The 18,794-nt window shown below is 49.6% G+C and carries 20 protein-coding genes; 12 read left to right on the forward strand and 8 right to left on the reverse strand.

Annotation, left to right across the window (positions count from 1 at the left end):
• Positions 1-7 precede the first annotated feature (7 nt).
• Entirely contained in the window at positions 8-496 is a 489-nt protein-coding gene (locus C1A10_RS10190; RefSeq protein WP_101910162.1) for a hypothetical protein, read from the reverse strand.
• A gap of 333 nt (positions 497-829) precedes the next feature.
• Here C1A10_RS10190 and C1A10_RS10195 point away from each other — a divergent pair, with 333 nt between their 5' ends.
• From C1A10_RS10195 to nagA, 9 genes are all read left to right on the forward strand, one after another.
• On the forward strand, positions 830-1,615 hold the full coding sequence (locus C1A10_RS10195; protein WP_101910163.1) for a response regulator transcription factor: 786 nt from the start codon (positions 830-832) through the stop codon (positions 1,613-1,615).
• Positions 1,527-2,993, forward strand: coding sequence for a sensor histidine kinase (locus C1A10_RS10200; RefSeq protein ID WP_101910164.1), 1,467 nt, complete (start codon positions 1,527-1,529; stop codon positions 2,991-2,993). The genes C1A10_RS10195 and C1A10_RS10200 overlap by 89 nt, the downstream gene beginning before the upstream one ends.
• Positions 2,994-3,200: 207 nt before the next feature.
• A complete protein-coding gene (gene licT, locus C1A10_RS10205) occupies positions 3,201-4,046 on the forward strand; it encodes a BglG family transcription antiterminator LicT (protein ID WP_101910165.1) in 846 nt (281 codons plus the stop codon).
• Positions 4,047-4,070: 24 nt separating this feature from the next.
• Positions 4,071-4,562: a PTS sugar transporter subunit IIA gene (locus C1A10_RS10210; protein ID WP_101910166.1), complete on the forward strand. Its 492-nt coding sequence runs from the start codon at positions 4,071-4,073 to the stop codon at positions 4,560-4,562.
• A gap of 35 nt (positions 4,563-4,597) precedes the next feature.
• Entirely contained in the window at positions 4,598-6,250 is a 1,653-nt protein-coding gene (gene ptsP / locus C1A10_RS10215; protein WP_101910167.1) for a phosphoenolpyruvate--protein phosphotransferase, read from the forward strand.
• Positions 6,247-6,504 carry an HPr family phosphocarrier protein gene (locus tag C1A10_RS10220; RefSeq protein ID WP_101910168.1) on the forward strand — a complete coding sequence of 86 codons (258 nt, stop codon included), beginning with the start codon at positions 6,247-6,249 and terminating at the stop codon, positions 6,502-6,504. Before ptsP ends, C1A10_RS10220 begins: the two co-directional genes overlap by 4 nt.
• 85 nt (positions 6,505-6,589) lie before the next feature.
• Positions 6,590-8,032 (forward strand): N-acetylglucosamine-specific PTS transporter subunit IIBC, encoded by a 1,443-nt coding sequence (nagE, locus tag C1A10_RS10225; protein ID WP_180951089.1) that lies wholly within the window; start codon positions 6,590-6,592, stop codon positions 8,030-8,032.
• 78 nt (positions 8,033-8,110) lie between these two features.
• Positions 8,111-8,857 (forward strand): glucosamine-6-phosphate deaminase, encoded by a 747-nt coding sequence (gene nagB, locus C1A10_RS10230; protein WP_101910169.1) that lies wholly within the window; start codon positions 8,111-8,113, stop codon positions 8,855-8,857.
• Positions 8,854-9,975, forward strand: coding sequence for an N-acetylglucosamine-6-phosphate deacetylase (gene nagA / locus C1A10_RS10235; RefSeq protein WP_101910170.1), 1,122 nt, complete (start codon positions 8,854-8,856; stop codon positions 9,973-9,975). The genes nagB and nagA overlap by 4 nt, the downstream gene beginning before the upstream one ends.
• Positions 9,976-10,171: 196 nt before the next feature.
• Here the strand turns inward: nagA and C1A10_RS10240 are convergent, their stop codons facing one another.
• Positions 10,172-10,510 carry a hypothetical protein gene (locus C1A10_RS10240; protein WP_101910171.1) on the reverse strand — a complete coding sequence of 113 codons (339 nt, stop codon included), beginning with the start codon at positions 10,508-10,510 and terminating at the stop codon, positions 10,172-10,174.
• Positions 10,511-10,514: 4 nt separating this feature from the next.
• Positions 10,515-10,997: a hypothetical protein gene (locus C1A10_RS10245; protein ID WP_145997724.1), complete on the reverse strand. Its 483-nt coding sequence runs from the start codon at positions 10,995-10,997 to the stop codon at positions 10,515-10,517.
• A 298-nt stretch (positions 10,998-11,295) separates the two neighbouring features.
• On the opposite strand from C1A10_RS10245, the gene C1A10_RS10250 reads away from it, so the two are divergent.
• Genes C1A10_RS10250 through C1A10_RS10260 form a run of 3 tightly spaced genes read left to right on the forward strand, consistent with a single transcriptional unit; the run spans position 11,296 to position 12,746 of the window.
• Positions 11,296-11,724: an ArsR/SmtB family transcription factor gene (locus tag C1A10_RS10250; RefSeq protein ID WP_101910173.1), complete on the forward strand. Its 429-nt coding sequence runs from the start codon at positions 11,296-11,298 to the stop codon at positions 11,722-11,724.
• Between the two features lie 3 nt (positions 11,725-11,727).
• Positions 11,728-12,207: a permease gene (locus C1A10_RS10255; RefSeq protein ID WP_101910174.1), complete on the forward strand. Its 480-nt coding sequence runs from the start codon at positions 11,728-11,730 to the stop codon at positions 12,205-12,207.
• Entirely contained in the window at positions 12,204-12,746 is a 543-nt protein-coding gene (locus C1A10_RS10260; RefSeq protein ID WP_101910175.1) for a permease, read from the forward strand. The genes C1A10_RS10255 and C1A10_RS10260 overlap by 4 nt, the downstream gene beginning before the upstream one ends.
• A 92-nt stretch (positions 12,747-12,838) precedes the next feature.
• On the opposite strand, the gene C1A10_RS10265 is transcribed toward C1A10_RS10260, so the two are convergent.
• The 5 genes from C1A10_RS10265 to C1A10_RS10285 form a co-directional block, all read right to left on the reverse strand.
• Positions 12,839-14,125 (reverse strand): O-acetylhomoserine aminocarboxypropyltransferase/cysteine synthase family protein, encoded by a 1,287-nt coding sequence (locus C1A10_RS10265; protein ID WP_180951090.1) that lies wholly within the window; start codon positions 14,123-14,125, stop codon positions 12,839-12,841.
• A 402-nt stretch (positions 14,126-14,527) separates the two neighbouring features.
• Positions 14,528-15,811: a TRAP transporter large permease gene (locus C1A10_RS10270; protein ID WP_101910177.1), complete on the reverse strand. Its 1,284-nt coding sequence runs from the start codon at positions 15,809-15,811 to the stop codon at positions 14,528-14,530.
• Positions 15,808-16,311, reverse strand: a complete 504-nt coding sequence (locus tag C1A10_RS10275; RefSeq protein ID WP_101910178.1) for a TRAP transporter small permease — start codon at positions 16,309-16,311, stop codon at positions 15,808-15,810. The genes C1A10_RS10270 and C1A10_RS10275 overlap by 4 nt, the downstream gene beginning before the upstream one ends.
• Before the next feature lie 73 nt (positions 16,312-16,384).
• Complete coding sequence (locus C1A10_RS10280; RefSeq protein WP_101910179.1) at positions 16,385-17,461, reverse strand: C4-dicarboxylate TRAP transporter substrate-binding protein; 1,077 nt, start codon at positions 17,459-17,461, stop codon at positions 16,385-16,387.
• 31 nt (positions 17,462-17,492) lie between these two features.
• Positions 17,493-18,512 (reverse strand): zinc-binding alcohol dehydrogenase family protein, encoded by a 1,020-nt coding sequence (locus C1A10_RS10285; RefSeq protein WP_101910180.1) that lies wholly within the window; start codon positions 18,510-18,512, stop codon positions 17,493-17,495.
• Positions 18,513-18,794: the final 282 nt, after the last annotated feature.

Here is an 18,794-nt window from a genome sequence, read left to right on the forward strand (position 1 = left end):
GTTGAGGTTAATTCAAAATATCGCTGATCTCGTCCAGTAAGTTCTGAACATCGGTCTTTTTATCCAAACGCGTATCCTGAATGTTGGCTGCCTCTTCAAGCGCGGCGATTGTGGCGTCATAGTCCATATCTTTGATATTCTCCTTATTCGCCGTCAGGATCTCTTTGATCATCCCCTTTGTGTCCCCATAGGAGGCGCGGACATCTTTGATTTCCTGCCGCAGAGCCTGAACCTGCTGCAGCTGCTCTTCGGTAAGATTCGGGGTTTCTCCGGATTTGCTGGCCCTGATGATTTCTTTGATTGCGGCGCGGAGTTCTTTGTTGGATTCCGAAAGTGCTTTCAGCCCGGCGCGGTTATCTTTGATTTGCTGTTTTTGCGCGGCAATAGATTCCCGGAATGCCTGCCTGGCTTCTTTGTCGGAATCTGCGGCAAAAGCGGGCAGAGACATGCCGCAAAGGATTGCGGCGGCACATAAGACGGACAATGTTTTTTTCATGATAACGCTCCTGTTACTTTAAATTGGGAAACGGCTGCTCAAAAGGCTCCTGTTTCCCTTGCATTCAGCATAGCATCTGCGGCAGGGTTAAATCCACGGCAAAAATGCGGCAATTGTGTGGTTAAATTTAAAATCATCTATAAAATGTTCATGTGCAGGACAGAATTTGCACTCTCCAAATACAAACCCTGTCCTGCATTACATGGAACAATTTTATTTTAACACCAGTCATGGAATCATAAAACGGCAAAAATGCGGCAATTTTGCGGCAAGTATTTACGGGAGGACTGCCGGATGCTATAGTGAGTCTATTAAGATAAAAGGAGAACCGGGATGTCCAAGCGAATTTATATAGCAGATGATGAAAAGAATATCCGGCTGCTGATCCAGACCTTCCTGTCGAAAGAGGGCTACGAAACAACCTGTTTCGCGGACGGAACCAACCTTTTTTCCGCTTTTACAGAAAATCCGCCCGACCTGATTATTTTGGATATTATGATGCCGGGCATTGACGGATTGAGCCTGTGCGCGATGATCCGGCAGAAAAGCGACATCCCACTAATGATCGTTTCCGCCAAAGACAGTGAGCTGGACCGGATTACCGGTATTAATCTGGGCAGCGACGATTATCTGGTGAAACCTTTTTCGCCGCTGGAACTGGTGGCGCGCGTAAAAGCGCTGTTTCGGCGTATGGAAATGAGCAAAACTTCTGCCGCCAATCCGGAAATTTTGCATTACGGCGACCTTGAACTGTCGCTCCAGAAACGCATCGCAAGGAGAGGGAACGATCTGTTTTTGGCAACGCCTACCGAATTCGATTTTTTGACTTACCTGATCAAAAACAGGGAACGCGCGGTAAGCAAGTCGGAACTTCTGAAAGTCCTGTGGCAGTTTGACTTTGACGCGGATACCCGCGTTGCGGACGATCTGGTAAAAAGGCTGCGCAGAAAACTGAAAGAGCAGGACAGCTCTGTTCAGATCGAAACGGTATGGGGTTTTGGCTTCCGGCTTAGCGGGGGGGGGGAGACAGATGAGAAAGATGAGCATCAAAAGCCGGATTTTCCTCCCGGTGCTACTCCTGCTGCTGCTTTTCCCGCTGGCTGCGTATCTGGTTTTTGATGTAACGGCAAAGGCCTATGTGCAGGGGTTGGCGGAAGCGGATCTGAAAAAAATGCTGCAGACCGTCCAGCCCCTTGCGGACCAGATCTTTCAGGCGCCGGCGGGTACAGACGCCGTGACGCGCAGAGAGCAAAGGCGCGAAGAAATCGCGCAGGCGAAAGAGTTTCTCGACCAAATGAAGACCCTGCTGCGCAAGGAAAAAAACGACACCTATCTGATCATTTTAAACGCAAAATTTGAGCCGGTTTATCCAAAAGAATTTGATAGCCAGCCGGGTACCGAAAGTCTGTACGCCCATTATGCGGCGCAGTTGGCGGACGGCGGACAGATTGTATCGGAAAAACACACCGAGCGCCTTACGCTGGACGATCGGCAGTATATTGCATATTTCCAGCAGATGGACAACGCGAGGGCCCGGGCAAATTATCTGATCGCTTATACTCCGGTGAATAATACAGACTCCCTGCTCAGTGGCGTCGCAAAGCTGGTGCTGCTGATTACCGCGTTTCTCGCGGCGCTGTCGCTGCTTGCCATGTGGCTGGTAGCGGGGAGCATTTCCCGGCCGATCAGGCGGCTCTGCAACCATGCGGCACAGATCGGCGCCGGCGATTTTCGCTTGTCGGAAGAAAAAAGCAGCCTGAAAGAAATTGATGCGCTGAACCTTGCAATGAACCAGATGTCGCAGCAATTGAGTAATTATGACACGGCGCAAAAAACCTTCTTCCAGAATGCTTCACACGAGCTGAGGACCCCTTTGATGTCCATCCGGGGATATGCGGAAGGAATCCAATGCGGTGTTTTCAGCAATCATCAGGAAGCGGCAGGGGTAATCGTATCGGAAAGCGCCCGCTTGACGGAATTGGTTGACGGCTTGCTGACGCTGTCCCGTCTGGACAGCGCAAAACAGACTCTGGACCTGCAGCCTGTTCAGCTTTCCGACTTCTTAAGCGGCTATTTAAAAAAGATTGAGGGACTGGCGATTGGCCGCGGAATCACGCTGTCTCTGAAGGAACGCCCCGCGATTTGTGCACAGGCGGACGGCGAGCTGCTTGGAAAGGTCTTCCTCAACCTTGTCTCCAACTGCATCCGCTATGCGAAAACAACTGTCGGGGTTGACGTGAAAAAAGAGGGACGCTTTGCTGTGATTACCGTGGAAGACGACGGGCCGGGGTTTGCCCCGGAAGATGCGGCGCATCTGTTTGAGCGTTTTTATAAAGGAAAAGACGGGAATTTTGGGCTGGGGCTGGCAATTGCCAAATCCTCCGCCGAATATATGGGCGGAAGCATCCGGGCATTTAACGGTTCCTGTGGCGCCGTGTTTGAGCTGAAGCTGTTGCTGTGCGGCTCAGACAACAGGGAACGATTCGGCCGTCCATAAATTCATAACGTTCTATATATAATTAATGTATGAAATTCATACGCAAAAAACAAATTTTATATTGACATCATATAAGTCCGATGCTATAGTTAAGACAATAGATGTTGGGTTGTTACTGTTAAGTCAGGCAAGACCAAATTTTGCAGGGATGTGTATCTCTGTGAAATTTGGTCTTTTTGTTTTTTAAGGAGGTGAGCTGGGACGCCTATGAAAATTCTCAAACCGATCAACAATAACATTATCAGCGCATACGACGAAGACGGACGGGAAATTGTCGTAATGGGGAAAGGAATCGGTTATCGGGCCAAGGGCGGCGGAGAAATTCCCCGGGAGCAGATTGAAAAGATTTTCCGCATGGACAATCAGGATGAAACGGACCGGCTTAAAACTTTGTTCGCCAGCCTGCCGATGGAGCATGTGCGGGTTTCCGACAGCATTATCACCTATGCGAAAAACAGCCTGGACAAACGTCTGAATCAGAGCATCTACATAACGCTGACCGACCACATCAGTTTTGCGGTATACCGGTATCAGCATGGAATGGAGTTTCACAATGCACTTCTGATGGAGGTGCGCAGATTTTATCATCCGGAGTATCTGATTGGCGAATATTCACTGGACCTGATGGAAAAAGAGTTGGGAATCCGTTTTCCCGACGATGAGGCGGCATCCATCGCGCTGCACATTGTCAATGCGGAATATGACGCCTCCATTAGCGAGACAATCCATATTACCCGGTTGATTCAAACAATCCTGGAGCTTGTCAAGGGTACGCTCGGTGTGGTGCTGAACGAGCAGTCCTCCAGCTGTGAGCGGTTTGTAATCCATTTGAAATTTTTGGCGCAGAGGGTGCTCAAGTCCGAAACGCTCAAAGTGCATGACCCTGATCTGGTAAGGATCACTTCGAGCCAATACCCGGAGGAGTTCCGCCACAGCGAAAAAATTGCCGATCTCATCGAACAGCGGTACAGCCACCGCATTTCCGATGAGGAAAAAGCCTATCTGGCCCTGCATATCAGAAGAATCAGGACTGAGGAGCAGGAGAAAGAATAAACAATCAAAAGGGCAGGTTATACCATGTTTCAAACACTCAAAAAAATATTTGCAAATCCCAAACAAGAGAAGATCTGCGACCCTGTTGAGGGGGAAGCCGTTCCGATTACGGACGTCAGTGACCCCACCTTCGGCGAGGAGATTCTTGGGAAAGGAATCGCGATTAAGCCTTTAAAAGGGCGGGTGGTCGCTCCGGCTGACGGAACGGTGACGGTCCTGATCGAAAGCAGCCATGCAGTCAGTCTTTTGACCGACAAGGGCGCGGAGATTTTGGTGCATGTCGGACTGGACACCATTCAACTGGAAGGGCAGTTTTTCACCGCGCATGTCAAGGTCGGTGACCGGGTCAAAAGGGGGGATCTGCTGCTGGAATTCGATTTGGATGCGATCCGGAAAGCCGGCTATGATACCATTACGCCCGTTGTGGTTTTGAATTCCAATGAGTATGCGTCCATTGAACTGTTCCATGGCGGCCCGATCAAAGAGCTGGATCTTCTCATGCGCCTCATGAAATAATCTGCGCGCAAGAGCAACATAAAGGGGTACGGTGAATGATAACAGGAAAGGGCCTGCCGGTATTTTCCGGTATTGCCGAGGGCAAAATTTTTTATTTACGAAAACACGCTTTCAAGACGGAGCAGAATCTTTCCCTTCCGGACATGGAATCGGAGAAAGCACGGTTTTCAGCGGCTAGAAAAGCGGCGGACGAGCAGCTGTCGGCCTTGTTCGAAAAGGTACGCTCGGAAGTCGGCGAGCAGGAAGCGATGATCATCGATGTTCAGCGGATGATGCTGGACGATCCGGATTTCAATGATGCGGTTATTTCGAGACTTGAGGCCGGAAGCAGCGCCGAACAGGCGGTTGACAGGGCCGGACAACAGTTTGCGGAATTTTTCGGCAACATGGAGGATGCCTACATGCAGGCGCGTTCCGCTGACATTCTGGATGCGGCGAACCGGCTGCTGCATATTCTAAACGGCGGGACAGCCGCTGATTTCCAGCTGACAGAGCCCTGTATCGTGGCTGCGGATGACATTACTCCCAGTGAAACGGTTCAGCTGGATAAAAGCAGGGTGCTGGGGATTGTGACACGGCTCGGTTCCAGCCATTCCCACGCGGCGATTCTGGCACGTACGCTGGGAATTCCCACGCTTGTACAGGCAAAACTGCCGGACGGACAGCCGCTCGATGGGCGAATGATGATCGTCGACGGCTGTGACGGGCAGTTTTACATAGACCCGGATGAGCAGACATTTGACCGGATGCGGCAGAAGAAGCTTGACGCGGCCGGCAGGCGGTACGGCCTGGAAGAACTGCGGGGGATGGAAAGCGTCACCGCGGACGGCAAAAAAATAGAGCTGTACGCGAATATCGGAAGCGTCGACGACGTACAAATTGCTTTGGCGAACGACGCGGAGGGGATCGGCCTTTTCCGCAGCGAGTTCCTCTTTCTGGGCAGAACGGCCTGCCCCTCCGAGGAAGAGCAGTTTGCCGCTTACCGCGAGGTGCTCGAGGCAATGGGCGGCAGACGAGTCATCATCAGGACGATGGACATCGGCGCGGATAAAAAGGCAGATTATTTGGGCTTTGCACCGGAGGAAAATCCGGCGCTCGGATTTCGGGGCGTTCGCGTTTCTCTCGACTATACCGGATTGTTTAAGACCCAGTTGAGGGCGATCTGTCGGGCGGCCGCATTCGGTACCGCCGCTGTGATGTTCCCAATGATTATTTCAGTGGATGAGGTAAGGCGGTGCAGAGAGATGCTGCGGCAGGTTCTGCATGAACTCGCGGAGCAGGGGGTTCTGGCCGGTAATGTGGAAGTCGGAATTATGATTGAGACGCCCGCCGCGGTCATGCTCAGCGAGGAACTCGCATATGAGGTGGACTTTTTCAGTGTCGGTACCAACGACCTTACGCAGTACACACTGGCGGCTGACCGCCAGAACCCAAAGGTGGAAAAACTTTACGACGCCGCTCATCCTGCGGTGCTGAAAATGTTGTCGCTTGTCGCACAAAGCGCACGCGGGGCGGGTATCTGGGCAGGAATCTGCGGGGAGCTGGCGGCGGATACGCGCTTCACCGAGACCCTGCTGCGTATGGGATATACGGAACTGTCTGTTTCTCCGGCATATCTGCTGGAGTTGAGAAAAACGGTCAGGGAAAGCACAATGGACCTGATTTCAAAAGGAGGCGAAACCGAATGAAAACAGTTCTGCACATTATCCAGGATAAGCTGGGGATTCATGCCAGGCCGGCGGGGCAGATTGTAAAGCTCGCGTCGCAGTATTCCAGCGATATTAAGTTCACCACTGCCTCCAAAACGGTGGATGCGCGGCGTATCATGGCACTCATGGGACTGGGCGTGCATCAGGGCGACCAGTTGAAGGTCACCTTTGAGGGCACTGATGAAGCGGCGGCGGCCGCCGCGTTTTCGGCATATCTGAAAGAATCCCTGTAATTCCGTATCAAACCCGACCATTCGGCGGGTTTTATAAACCGTGCGGTATGAGGTTGCCGCACAAGAAAAAGAGGAGGAAAATCGTATGATGAAGCACCTGCAAAAGCTCGGCAAATCCCTGATGCTTCCAGTCGCCTGCCTGCCTGTCGCCGGCATACTCATGGGCATCGGCTACTGGATCGACCCTACCGGCTGGGGAGCCAACAACATCATAGCGGCGTTTCTAATCAAAGCTGGCGCAGTCCTGATTGACAACATGGCAATTCTGTTTGCGATTGGTGTAGCGGTCGGCATGGCGGATGATAACGACGGGACAGCCGCTCTGGCCGGTCTGGTTTCGTGGCTGTCCATTCAGACAATGTTAAATCCGGCTACCATCGAGATGTTTACCGGCGCCGAGGCAAACGCGGCGTTTGGAAAAATCAACAATCAGTTTATCGGTATCCTCACCGGTCTGATTGGCGCAATTTGCTACAATCGGTTTAAACACACCAAACTGCCCGATGCTCTGGCTTTCTTCAGCGGAAAGCGAAGTGTTGCAATTGTAACGGTTCTGATCACGCTTGTGGTTTCGCTGGTTCTGTTCTTTATCTGGCCGGTAATCTATACGGGGCTGGTCATCTTCGGCGAAAGCATCGTCAGCACCGGCGCTCTTGGAGCGGGTATTTACGCGTTCTTCAACCGGCTGCTGATTCCTGTGGGCCTGCACCATGCGCTCAACTCGGTATTCTGGTTTGACGTCGCGGGCATCAGCGACCTGACCAAATTCTGGGATGGTTCCGGCGTTTTGGGACAGACTGGCATGTACATGGCGGGCTTCTTCCCTGTTATGATGTTTGGTCTTCCGGGCGCGGCTCTTGCAATGTACCATACCGCAAAGACCAAAAAGAGAAAGATTGCTGCCGGTTTGCTGGGCGCCGCGGCGCTCTGCTCCTTCTTTACCGGCGTTACCGAGCCGCTGGAATTCTCGTTCATGTTCCTCGCGCCGGCTCTGTACGTTGTTCATGCGCTGCTGACCGGTATTTCCGCGTTTATCGTCGCGCTGCTGCCTATCCGTGCGGGCTTTAACTTCAGCGCCGGATTTGTTGACTGGCTGCTGAGCTTCAAGGCACCGATGGCGGTAAATCCCTGGCTGCTCATTCCAATCGGTCTGGTGTTCGGCGTAATCTACTATGTCGTATTCCGCTTCCTGATTGTCAGGATGGATCTGAAAACGATCGGCCGTGAGGATGATGAGGAAGACGAAATGAATATAAAACTCGCCAGCAATAACTTTACAGCAATCGCGCAGACGATTCTGGAGGGACTGGGCGGTATTGACAATCTTACAAGCATTGACAGCTGTGTAACCCGGCTCCGCCTCGAAATCAAAGATTACACGCAGGTCAACGAAAAGAAGATCAAATCCGCAGGGGTAGCGGGCATCATCCGTCCGAGCAAAAACAGTGTGCAGGTAGTTGTGGGCACACAGGTACAGTTTGTCGCGGATGAACTGAAAAGGCTTGTTGACCAGTATACCGTAAGATAAGCTTCCGCATTGAAATCGCGGGCAGGTATCTGCCCGCGATTTCAGAACATTTTGATCTGGCACAAGAGGGGGATTTCATTGAGAATCTATAAAGCGAAGGATTACGCCGACATGAGCAGAAAAGCGGCGAATATTATTTCAGCACAGGTGATCATCAAGCCCAATTCGGTTTTGGGACTTGCAACCGGCTCCAGTCCTATTGGAGCCTATCGTCAGCTGATCGAATGGTATCGGAAGGGCGATGTTGACTTCAGAAAAGTTACCTCCATCAATTTGGATGAATACAGGGGCCTGCCCCAAAGCGACCCCCAGAGCTACAGCTATTTTATGCATCAGTATTTCTTCGATCATGTCAATGTCTGCCCGCAGAATATTCACATTCCGGACGGTATGGCACCCGACCCGCAGGAGGAGTGCCGGCGCTACGACACGCTGATTCAAGCGTGTGGCGGCATCGACCTCCAACTGCTTGGAATCGGCCACAATGGGCACATCGGCTTTAATGAGCCGGGCGAAGCATTTGAGAAGCGCACCCATTGTGTCAGCCTTTCCTCCAGTACAATCGAGGCAAACAAGCGCTTTTTTGACAACGAGGAAAGCGTGCCGCGACAGGCGTATACCATGGGGATGCGTTCTATCATGCAGGCAAAGCAGATTTTACTGATTGTCAGCGGGGAAGAAAAGGCTGAAATCGTGAAGGAAGCGTTCTGCGGCCCTGTCACACCGCAGGTTCCCGCTTCCGCCCTCCAGCTGCACAACAATGTGACGCTTGTGGGCGATCAGGCCGCGCTTTCCCTGATTCCGGACGGAGGAATCGACGAATGAAAATTCAAAATGCAAGGGTTTTTTCGGAGAATGGAGCCTTTGAAGAGCGTGACCTTTTTATCACTGGCTCTTATATCACTTCGTCGGGAGCGGAGGACGAGCTGATTGATGCGCAGGGGTGTTATGCGATCCCCGGACTGGTCGATATCCATTTCCACGGATGTGTCGGCTACGACTTCTGTGACGGTACCATAGAGGCGGTGTCCGCCATGGCGGACTATCAGGCGGGCAACGGGGTTCTCGCGATCTGCCCCGCTACCGTCACCCTGCCGGAGGAAACGCTGGCCCGGGTCTGCCGCTGTGCGGCGTCTTTCCGGGCCGCGGATGACAGCGCCGAGTTGGTAGGGATTAATCTGGAGGGGCCGTTTATCTCTGAGGAAAAAAAAGGCGCGCAAAACCCTGCCTATATCCGAAAGCCGGATACGGGAATGTTCCGCAGGCTTCAGACGCTTTCTGGCGGCATGATCCGGCTGCTGGATATTGCTCCCGAACAGGAGGGCGCAATCGAATTGATCTCTGAGCTGAAAGGGGAAGTGGTGCTGTCCGTTGCCCATACAACCGCGGATTATGATACCGCAGCCCGGGCGTTTGCGGCGGGGGCAAGCCACGTAACCCATCTGTTTAACGCCATGCCGCCGTTTTCCCATCGCAGTCCCGGGGTGGTCGGCGCAGCGTTTGACGCACCCGGCTGCCGCGTGGAGTTGATTGCCGACGGCGTACATCTGCACCCCAGCGTGGTGCGCGCAAGTTTTTGCATGTTTGGGGACGATAGAATCGTGTTTGTCAGCGACAGTATCGCCGCCACGGGTATGCCGGACGGTGATTACGAGCTGGGAGGCCTTGCAATCCGGGTAAAAGGCAACCGCTCTGTTCTGCGGGACGGCGGGGCGATTGCCGGTTCCGCTACCAATCTGATGCAGTGTGTCCGCGTGGCGGTCAAAGAGATGGGCATCCCTCTTTCCAGCGCGGTAAAATGTGCCGCAGTCAACCCCGCCAAAGCAATCGGGGTTTTTGACCGCTACGGCAGTTTGGAGGCCGGAAAATACGCGAATGTGGTGCTTCTTGATGAAGCTTTGAATATCAGGCATATTCTTTGCAGAGGCAAAATCATCGGCTGACTGAAACGCCGGCCTGCTAACGTTGCGCACATATTTTCCAAAACCGGCATAGAATAAAATGTAATCAGCCGAGGAGAAACGAGAGATTATTTATCCATAGTGAACCCGCCCTGCTGCATAAAACAGCAGGGCGGGTTCTTTTTCTTATATCCAATAGAAAGAGGAAAGAAGTCTGCACCCTAAAAAAATAAACCGGTCAGACATAGGCTCTTAATCCATCATAGATATCGCCGTTGTTCCACTTTTCGCTTTGATTGTTTTCAATCTTCAGTTTGCGCTTACGAGCAGAAAGCACGATAAATAACAGCATTACGTCTGCGAGGTGTTTTCTGGCCAGCTTATATGCATCACTTCCGACATCTTCCGAATTTCTCATGAAATAACACCAGATACAAAAGTATAAGCTGAATAACGGGGCGATCAAACTAGGCAGGAAAGCATGGCTGATTTTCTTTGCGGTCATGACTCTGGCATACATACCAATACAGGTGCCAAGATATAAACTCAATAAGCCATATAACAAAACCATTGCCAAAACGTCACCTCCTTTTTATGTATTGGTTAAGAACTGTTTTGTCAATTCTTTCAGGTTTTGAAGCCTTTAAAATAATAGGAATCGGTACAATTAATACCATTGAATAGGCAAGGCCGCTTTTTGACAGTGACAGCCCGCTTTGGATCAGGGTGTTGTCAGACATTACATAATATGCACCTTGATCCATTAGAGAACCGGCAATTATCAGAAAACAAGCCATCACAACGACAAAAGCATAAAACAGGAGAAAACATTTGATGCAGAACAGAAAACTGACCGGCATTTTCTTAAAGCATAAATCGATCACAGGCGGAATGATGTATAAAATGACAGCTAAGGGAGTAAAGCTGGAGGCAGAGGTTGCCAGCACCGCATAGGCAATGAATAAAAATGCGCTTTGCGTCATGCTGTTCGCCCAGCCACTTTCCAAAACACATTCCTTATACGGGCAGACCCGCTTTTTGACTTTTGCCATATTGGTGTTCATCTTCATCCTTCCCTCTGTAATTTTTTATATAGTAATTTATATCGGAGGCTTGTACAGAATATAACTTTCTGCAAAGATAAAGAATGATTCTTTTCAAACGTCGTCGGCTCGAGGATCTGGAAGTGGGGCGAGACAAACTTGCTACAATTAAACAGAGAATGCTGTTTTTGAATGCATTTGATCTGCTGGACGCGTGTGAATGTTTTGTATGTGCAGTGACGGTAAACGACCGTTGACTTAATTTGACATATGTGCTAAACTTTGATTAAGCAAATGCTTAATCAAATGGAGGCTACCTATGAAACAGGCATTGGTCCTGAAAGCAATAGCAGATGAAACCAGGATGAACATTCTCAAACTGCTTTTGCAGCGCAACTATTGTGTCCGTGCACTGGCCCGGAAGATTGGCATTTCGGAAGCGGCCGTCTCCCAGCATTTGAAGGTTCTGCGTGAAGCGGATTTGCTGGTTGGTGAAAAGAAAGGCTATTTCATGCATTACTTTGTCAACAGAGGCGTGCTTCATGAATTGGCCGCCGGCATCAAATCGCTCGCTTCCATTGAGAGCCAATCCTGTATGCCGGAACACGACGTCCCTCGCACAGGCAGGTTTGAAAATTGTTCCAAAGGCGGCTGCATGAATGAAGCCAAGGATTACTGCCGTGAAAGCCAAATGCATGAAGGCCAACAAAGCCACCGGTGCAATCATCACAAGAAAAGCGGGGAATGACAGATGTTTACCTATTTCCTATACGGTGCGGCCGGAGGACTGCTGCTTCTTTCTTTCACCAAAGACAAACAGAAAACCTTCATGGTGCTGAAAAAGGCATGGAGGTCTTTTGAAAACATTCTTCCACAGTTTCTCTGTATCCTGCTCATTATAGGAATGATGCTGTCGGTTTTGGATGCCGATGCCATCTCTCATCTGCTTGGCAGGGAGTCCGGTGTGCTGGGGATGGCAATTGCGGCTGTATTTGGCTCTATTACGCTGATTCCGGGATTTGTGGCGTTTCCGCTGGCCGCCTCTCTGCTAAAAGCAGGCGCGGGATATGGCCAGATAACCATGTTTATTACGACGCTCATGATGGTCGGCATTGTGACGCTGCCTGTGGAAATGAAATTCTTTGGCAGGCGCACAACAATTAAGCGCAATCTGTTTGCATTTATTTATGCCGTCTGCGTCTCCTTGATTATCGGGGGTGTCATCGGATGAGAAAGATCTGGATGCTGATTCAGCGATATCGTTTTTTTCTGATTCTGTTTGCCGTCAATATTCTGCTGCTTTTTGCCGCGCCGGAAATTGGGAAAAACTCTTTTACTGTTACCAAAGAGAACTTTTTGGAAATGATCTCGATTTTACCGCCTATCTTTGTTCTTCTTGGCTTATTGGACGTCTGGGTAGAGCGTGAAACAATGATGAAGTATATGGGCAAGGACGCCGGAATCAAGGGGGCCGTGATCGCATTTATCATGGGATCTGCCGCCGCGGGGCCTCTCTATGTCTCTTTTCCGATTGCCGGCATGCTTTTGAAAAAGGGTGTCAATCTGAAGAACGTATTTATTTTTGTCGGTGCGTGGTCGACTACGAAGATCCCAATGATACTGTTCGAGGCCTCCAATCTCGGGTGGCGTTATATGCTGCTGCGGCTCGTTTGTAATGTAATCGGCATTGCGGCTATTGCTGTGATTCTGGAAAAATCGACACCCGACGCCGAACGTGACGCAATCTATGAGATGGCGAAGGATCAGTGACTGTGTACCTCAAAGCCATAGGATGCCAAGCCGTCTAGAAACAAATAAGCCTGGGGCTCTGCCCCAGGCTTATTCTCATAAACGATATGCAATTACTGTCCCTGAAAAGCGCCCTCAAGATCTGCAATAATGTCATCGATATGTTCCGTACCGATAGAAAGCCGGATGGTATTTGGCTTGATGCCCTGCTCCAGGAGTTCCTCCTCCGAAAGCTGCGAATGGGTGGTGGAAGCCGGATGGATTACGAGCGATTTGACATCGGCCACATTTGCCAGTAGGGAAAAAATCTCGAGCCGGTCAATGAAATCCTGCGCTTCTTTAGCGCCTCCCCGAATCTCAAAGGTGAAAATGGATGCACCGCCGTTTGGAAAGTACTTCTGATACAGCGCGTGGTGGGGATGATCCGGAAGGGACGGGTGGTTGACCTTTTCCACCTGCGGATGACTGCTTAAATACGAAACTACTTTCAGCGTGTTTTCCACATGGCGTTCCACGCGGAGGGAAAGTGTCTCCAACCCCTGCAGGAATAAAAACGCATGCAGCGGGGCGATGGTCGCGCCGGTATCCCTGAGCAGGATTGCGCGGATCTTTGTGACAAACGCCGCCGCGCCGACCGCTTTTGTAAAGCTGATGCCGTGATAGCTCGGGTTAGGATCGACAAGGGAAGCAAATTTTCCGCTCTTCTCCCAGTCAAATTTTCCGCTGTCTACGATAACGCCGCCGATGGCTGTACCGTGCCCGCCGATAAACTTGGTTGCGGAATGCACGACGATGTCAGCACCATATTCGAAGGGCCGGACCAGATAAGGCGTTGCGAACGTGTTGTCCACCACGAGCGGGATGCCATGCCTGTGCGCAATGTCCGCAACCTGCTCAATATCAATCAGCGTTGCGTTGGGATTCCCGATGGTTTCAATAAAAATTGCCTTTGTATTTTCGCTGATCGCGTTTTCAAAAGCGCCTTCCTCATCAGGGTCAACAAAGGTTGTGGCAATACCGTATTGCGGCAGGGTATGGGCGAGCAGATTATAGGTGCCGCCATAAATTGTTTTGGCAGACACAATGTTATCCCCCGCCTGCGCCAGATTCAAAAAAGTATAGGTAACTGCTGCCGCACCTGATGCCACACCAAGCGCCGCAACGCCGCCTTCGAGTGCCGCAATACGCTTTTCAAATACATCCTGAGTGGAATTGGTCAGGCGTCCGTAAATATTACCGGCATCGGCGAGCCCGAAACGGGCAGCGGCATGGGCTGAATTTTTAAAAACATAGGAAGTGGTCTGATAAATGGGAACGGCGCGGGAATCGGTAGCGGGATCGGGCTGCTCCTGCCCAACATGGAGCTGCAGTGTTTCAAATTTATAAGAATGTTTGCTCATTGTAAGTACCTCTTTCATTCAAATGATTTATGTTAAGTCAGCACCGCTTACAATGGCACATTCGCCCGTTTCTAAAATTGTGTCTGAGCATTTTGTAAATGATGGAATACATTTGCAGATGCCTCCTTTACAGATTTTAAAATTACAGGCCGCATTCTATATAATTCATATAAAATTAATATGATTATAACTGTGCAAAGGATTCTTGTCAACTGGAGATTGTATTTTTAAAACAGTCCAAAGGGATAGCGGAGTGTATCCGTAACGGTTACCTTCTATCAGCGAACTGGACAGTAATATTTTCTCTTTTCAAAAAAATAGGGGATGGCATTCCATTTCTGCCATCCCCTATTTTTTTGTACCTGTATGAACGTAGCAATTGAGGTTTGCTAAAGCTACTATTTAATACACCAATGAAACCAAGCCGGTGGACATGAATGGGATAAAAGTAAGAATCATCAAACAGATGAACAACATGATGTAAAAAGGGACCGCTTCGCGAATAAAGTCTTTAATTTTACATTTCGTTACGCCGCAAGTGACAAACATCAGTGTGCCCATTGGCGGAGAAAGGGATCCAATTGCCATATTAAAGATGAAAACCATCGCGAACTGGATTTCGTCTATTCCGTAGGCCGCTGCAATCGGCGCCAATAAAGGCACAAGAACGATCATTGCGGCATTCCCCTCAATGAACATGCCGACAATCAGCAGGAACAGGTTCACCACCATCAAGAACAGATATTTGTTGGTAATCACTTGTACAATCAGTTCTGTCAGTCTTTGAGGAATTCGTTCCCGTGTCAGGACCCATGCAAATGAGGATGCCGCCCCGACAATCAGCATAATGGAAGCTGTGGTGATAATCGTTTCTTTGATACCCTGCCAAAAGGAGCCCCAGTTCAATTCACGGTAGAGGAGCCCAAGCAAGAGTGCATAAACAATCGCAATCGAACCTGCTTCTGTGGGTGTAAAGATACCAAGGCGGATGCCGCCGATGATGATAATTGGCAGACAAAGCGGCAGAGAAGCCTTTTTCAGTACACCTGGGAATTCTCCTTTTGGAAGAGGGCCTGTACGCAAAGGAAGGTAATTACGCTTTTTTGAGATACGGGACACCAGAATCATCATTGCCGCACAGAGTAAAAGACCCACGCCGATTCCTGAAACAAACAGTTTGCCGATAGAAACGTTTGCAATTGAACCGTAGAGAATCATTGCAATTCCGGGAGGAATCAAAGGCGTAATCATAGAGGATGTTGCGGTAACCACTGAAGAAAATTCTTTGGAAAAGCCCTGGCGTTCCATTTCCGGGCAAAGCATTTTTGCCTCCATCGCGGCGTCCGCAAGTGCCGAACCGGACAGGCCGCCCATCAGTGTCGACAGCAGAATGTTCACCTGAGCGAGGCCTCCGGACATCCGGCCTGTAACAACGCTGCAGAAGTCCATAACGCGCTTGGTAACGCCGGAATAGTTCATAAACACGCCTGCGGCAACAAAAAACGGAACTGCCAGCAGTGTAATACTTTCCATTCCGGACGAGACACGCTGAGAGAAAATCTGCGCCGGAACACCTGAAGCCAGCATGAAATAGGACATTGATCCCGCCAAAACTGAAATAAAGACCGGGACTTTCATAAACAGTGCCACCAAAAGAACAACAGTAGCAATTATAATTGGATTCATTGTTCATCCTCCCCGGCATCAGTCTGCCTTTTAAACAGGTCCCGCCATTCAACAATGGTATAATTGATGATCATGAGCACACATCCGACGGGAACCACAGAGTATATTAAGGAGCTTGGGACACTTAATACAAAGGTTGACTTATTTGTGGCAATAAATTGCTGTATCATCATCATTCCTTTAAGGCACAGATAACCAAGCACAATAACAACCAAGGCATAAATCAGGATTTGGATCACTTTCTGTATTTTTTGGGGCAGAAGTTCCACGATCACATCAATTTCGACATGGCTCTTCTCTCGAAAAGCGGCGCTTCCTCCAAAAAATGCGATCCAAAGAAACAGCCAAAGCTGGATTTCCTCCTGCCAAACAAAAGGATTACTGAAAAAATAACGCATAATAACGCCCACAAATGTGATACTCACCAAGATGATCAGGCACACGCCTGCCAGCAGGACATCCACATTTAGAAGACGCTGAAGCAACTTTTTCCCAGGCATTTCATACCCTCCATTTCTAAAAGAAAGGGGGAAAAGCAAAGTGCTTTCCCCCCTGATAGTCCCCCAGGGCGAATTACGCCTTTAAAATTGCGTTTACGGTATCATAAAGTCCGTCGGTCCAAGCTCCGCAAATTTCCGGATCTTCATAGAATTTAAGCGCAGCTTGACGGAACAGTTCTTTTTCTTCCGCGGTGGGCTCGTAAATGGTCACACCGTCGGCGATCAGCTTCTCCCGCACTTCCTGCTCTGCAGCCGCCTGGAAATCATTGTTTTTCACGCCGGCTTCTTCAGCGGTTTCCACCAAAAGTTTCTGCTGTTCCGGAGTCAGGCTGTTAAAAAAGTCTGTGCCCACTGTCCAGGTTGTAAAATTCTTTACATGTCCGTCCAGAACAAGATATTTTGCAACTTCCTGGAATTTTCCGTTATAAAGAACCGGCAGCGGATTTTCCAGCCCGTCAATGGTTCCCTGCTGTAACGCGGTATAAACATCTCCCAGCGCCATAGGGGTAGGGGTTGCACCAAGAACATCGAAGCCCTTTATGAAGATAATGCTGTTCGCAACACGGATCTTCATTCCCTTTAAGTCATCCGGAGTATGTACCGGCTTTTTCGTCAGGGTGTGCCGTTCGCCATAAACCCAGTTGGATGCCAGTATTTTCAGCCCCGCATCCTCGAGCTTTTTACTTTGCTCCTGATACCAGTCGCTCTTTGTCAGCTTCCAGCATTCGTCCCAGGAATCGAAAAGATAAGGGCCAAAGACGATTCCGAAATCAGGAACGCCACGCTCTGCGTAAAACGCACCGTCCGCTATGGTGCATACCGGTGCACCTGCAAGCATCTGGTCGATCAGATCGGTTTTACTTCCCAGCTGGCTGGAAGGAAACAGCTCGACTTTCATGGACCCGCCGCTTTTTTCTTCCAGAAGCTTTTTCCACTCGTTGCATGCAAGGTCAATCGGTTCGCCAGGATTATTCTCATACGCAATTTGCAGCAGGACGGGCTCGGCCCCTTCCGCCGCCGACTGGCTGGCAGAGGATGGCTGCTGCTGTGAAGAAGACGCGGAGGATGCCGGCTTGGAACCGCAGGCACTCAATAAACCGGCAGTCAATGAGATTGCCAAAACAGAAGACAAGAATGCTTTTAATTTCATAGTTTCTCCTCACTTTCAATAGCTGGTGATGTCATTCCATGGTTATAACGGCTTTAAAGACTTCTCCTCCTTTAGAAATCCATTCTTCAAGAGCTTCTTTTGATTGATTAAAAGAAGCTTCATGGGTAATAAATCGTTCCGGGAACAGCTTTTTCTGGGCAATGCAGTCGATCACATATAAGAAATCTTCCCTGCGGGCACCACGGCTCCCAACCAATTCTGCCTCACGCTTATGAAAATCCAGATGGCGGAAGGTCAGATCAGCCTGCCAGATTCCAACATATACCATGCGTCCGCCCTGGCAGAGGTTTTGAATGTTGGCCTCCATTGAACGGTTGTTTCCTGTTGAATCAATAATTTTATCAGGGAAATCACCGTTTGTTAACTCGGCAAGCAAATTGCGATAGTCAGATGCAAGCGGATTGAGCGGCTGTTCATATCCAAAGCGTTCTTTTACAAATGCTCTTCGCTTTTCATCTGTATCAGCGATTAACACACGGGCGCCATAGGTTTTCGCTATTTCTGCCGCGCCCAGACCAATTGGTCCGGCCCCTGCTACAAGCACCGTTTCTCCCGGGTGTATTTGCGCTCTCCAGACCGCATGCGCGCTGATTGCAAGAGGCTCAATCACAGCCGCAGCACGCGCATCCATTCCATCCGGTATTTTAATTAAGTGCGAAATGGGGGCAGTGATATATTCTGCCATTGCGCCGTCCTTATGAACACCGTAAACAGTCAGATCTTCACAGCAGTTGCTTTTTCCTTTTCGGCACGCTATGCAGTGTCCGCAATTTAAATATGGTATCAGTACAACCCGATCACCCGGCAGAAATCCACCATCGGCAGGAGCTTCAGCAATTTCACCGCAAACTTCATGCCCCATCACGCGCGGATAGGTAAGAAGTGCGTTTTCTCCTTTATAGGAATGAATATCGGATCCGCAGACACTGACTGCGATTACACGAATCAGGGCTTCCTGCTCTCCCCTGACTGGCTTGTCATATTCCGCCATTTCAAGCTGATATTTCTCTTTCAGCAATAAAGCTTTCATTTTTTCCCTCCCGATTGATATATTTGATTCATTTTTCAAAATGTTAAAAATTGTAACATTATAGATGATTCGCAACCTGATTTGCTGCAAAATGCATAAATTATTCTGGATTTACTAAGTTTTAAAAATATCTGATATATTAGATTGCCTCTATTCTATCATCCCGTTTATTCAAATTCAATATCCAAGTTGCTGTTTTTTCATTTCTCTTTTTGTTTATGATTGCTATTTTATCAATTTCTGCTATACTATTCTTATCTGATATATTTGCCGGAGGGGATC

The sequence above is a fragment of the Marasmitruncus massiliensis genome (assembly GCF_900186535.1).
GTDB classification, from domain to species: domain Bacteria; phylum Bacillota; class Clostridia; order Oscillospirales; family Ruminococcaceae; genus Anaerotruncus; species Anaerotruncus massiliensis_A.

Bases quoted from the DNA above. Each gene is read 5' to 3' on its own strand.
- licT (WP_101910165.1), top strand. From the start codon at position 3,201: ATGAAAATTCTCAAACCGATCAACAATAACATTATCAGCGCATACGAC.
- nagA (WP_101910170.1), top strand. From the start codon at position 8,854: ATGAAAATTCAAAATGCAAGGGTTTTTTCGGAGAATGGAGCCTTTGAA.
- C1A10_RS10210 (WP_101910166.1), top strand. From the start codon at position 4,071: ATGTTTCAAACACTCAAAAAAATATTTGCAAATCCCAAACAAGAGAAG.
- C1A10_RS10190 (WP_101910162.1), bottom strand. From the start codon at position 496: ATGAAAAAAACATTGTCCGTCTTATGTGCCGCCGCAATCCTTTGCGGC.
- C1A10_RS10200 (WP_101910164.1), top strand. From the start codon at position 1,527: ATGAGAAAGATGAGCATCAAAAGCCGGATTTTCCTCCCGGTGCTACTC.
- C1A10_RS10195 (WP_101910163.1), top strand. From the start codon at position 830: ATGTCCAAGCGAATTTATATAGCAGATGATGAAAAGAATATCCGGCTG.
- C1A10_RS10250 (WP_101910173.1), top strand. From the start codon at position 11,296: ATGAAACAGGCATTGGTCCTGAAAGCAATAGCAGATGAAACCAGGATG.
- C1A10_RS10265 (WP_180951090.1), bottom strand. From the start codon at position 14,125: ATGAGCAAACATTCTTATAAATTTGAAACACTGCAGCTCCATGTTGGG.
- C1A10_RS10275 (WP_101910178.1), bottom strand. From the start codon at position 16,311: ATGCCTGGGAAAAAGTTGCTTCAGCGTCTTCTAAATGTGGATGTCCTG.
- C1A10_RS10270 (WP_101910177.1), bottom strand. From the start codon at position 15,811: ATGAATCCAATTATAATTGCTACTGTTGTTCTTTTGGTGGCACTGTTT.
- C1A10_RS10285 (WP_101910180.1), bottom strand. From the start codon at position 18,512: ATGAAAGCTTTATTGCTGAAAGAGAAATATCAGCTTGAAATGGCGGAA.
- C1A10_RS10220 (WP_101910168.1), top strand. From the start codon at position 6,247: ATGAAAACAGTTCTGCACATTATCCAGGATAAGCTGGGGATTCATGCC.
- C1A10_RS10245 (WP_145997724.1), bottom strand. From the start codon at position 10,997: ATGAACACCAATATGGCAAAAGTCAAAAAGCGGGTCTGCCCGTATAAG.
- C1A10_RS10260 (WP_101910175.1), top strand. From the start codon at position 12,204: ATGAGAAAGATCTGGATGCTGATTCAGCGATATCGTTTTTTTCTGATT.
- ptsP (WP_101910167.1), top strand. From the start codon at position 4,598: ATGATAACAGGAAAGGGCCTGCCGGTATTTTCCGGTATTGCCGAGGGC.
- C1A10_RS10280 (WP_101910179.1), bottom strand. From the start codon at position 17,461: ATGAAATTAAAAGCATTCTTGTCTTCTGTTTTGGCAATCTCATTGACT.
- C1A10_RS10255 (WP_101910174.1), top strand. From the start codon at position 11,728: ATGTTTACCTATTTCCTATACGGTGCGGCCGGAGGACTGCTGCTTCTT.
- nagE (WP_180951089.1), top strand. From the start codon at position 6,590: ATGATGAAGCACCTGCAAAAGCTCGGCAAATCCCTGATGCTTCCAGTC.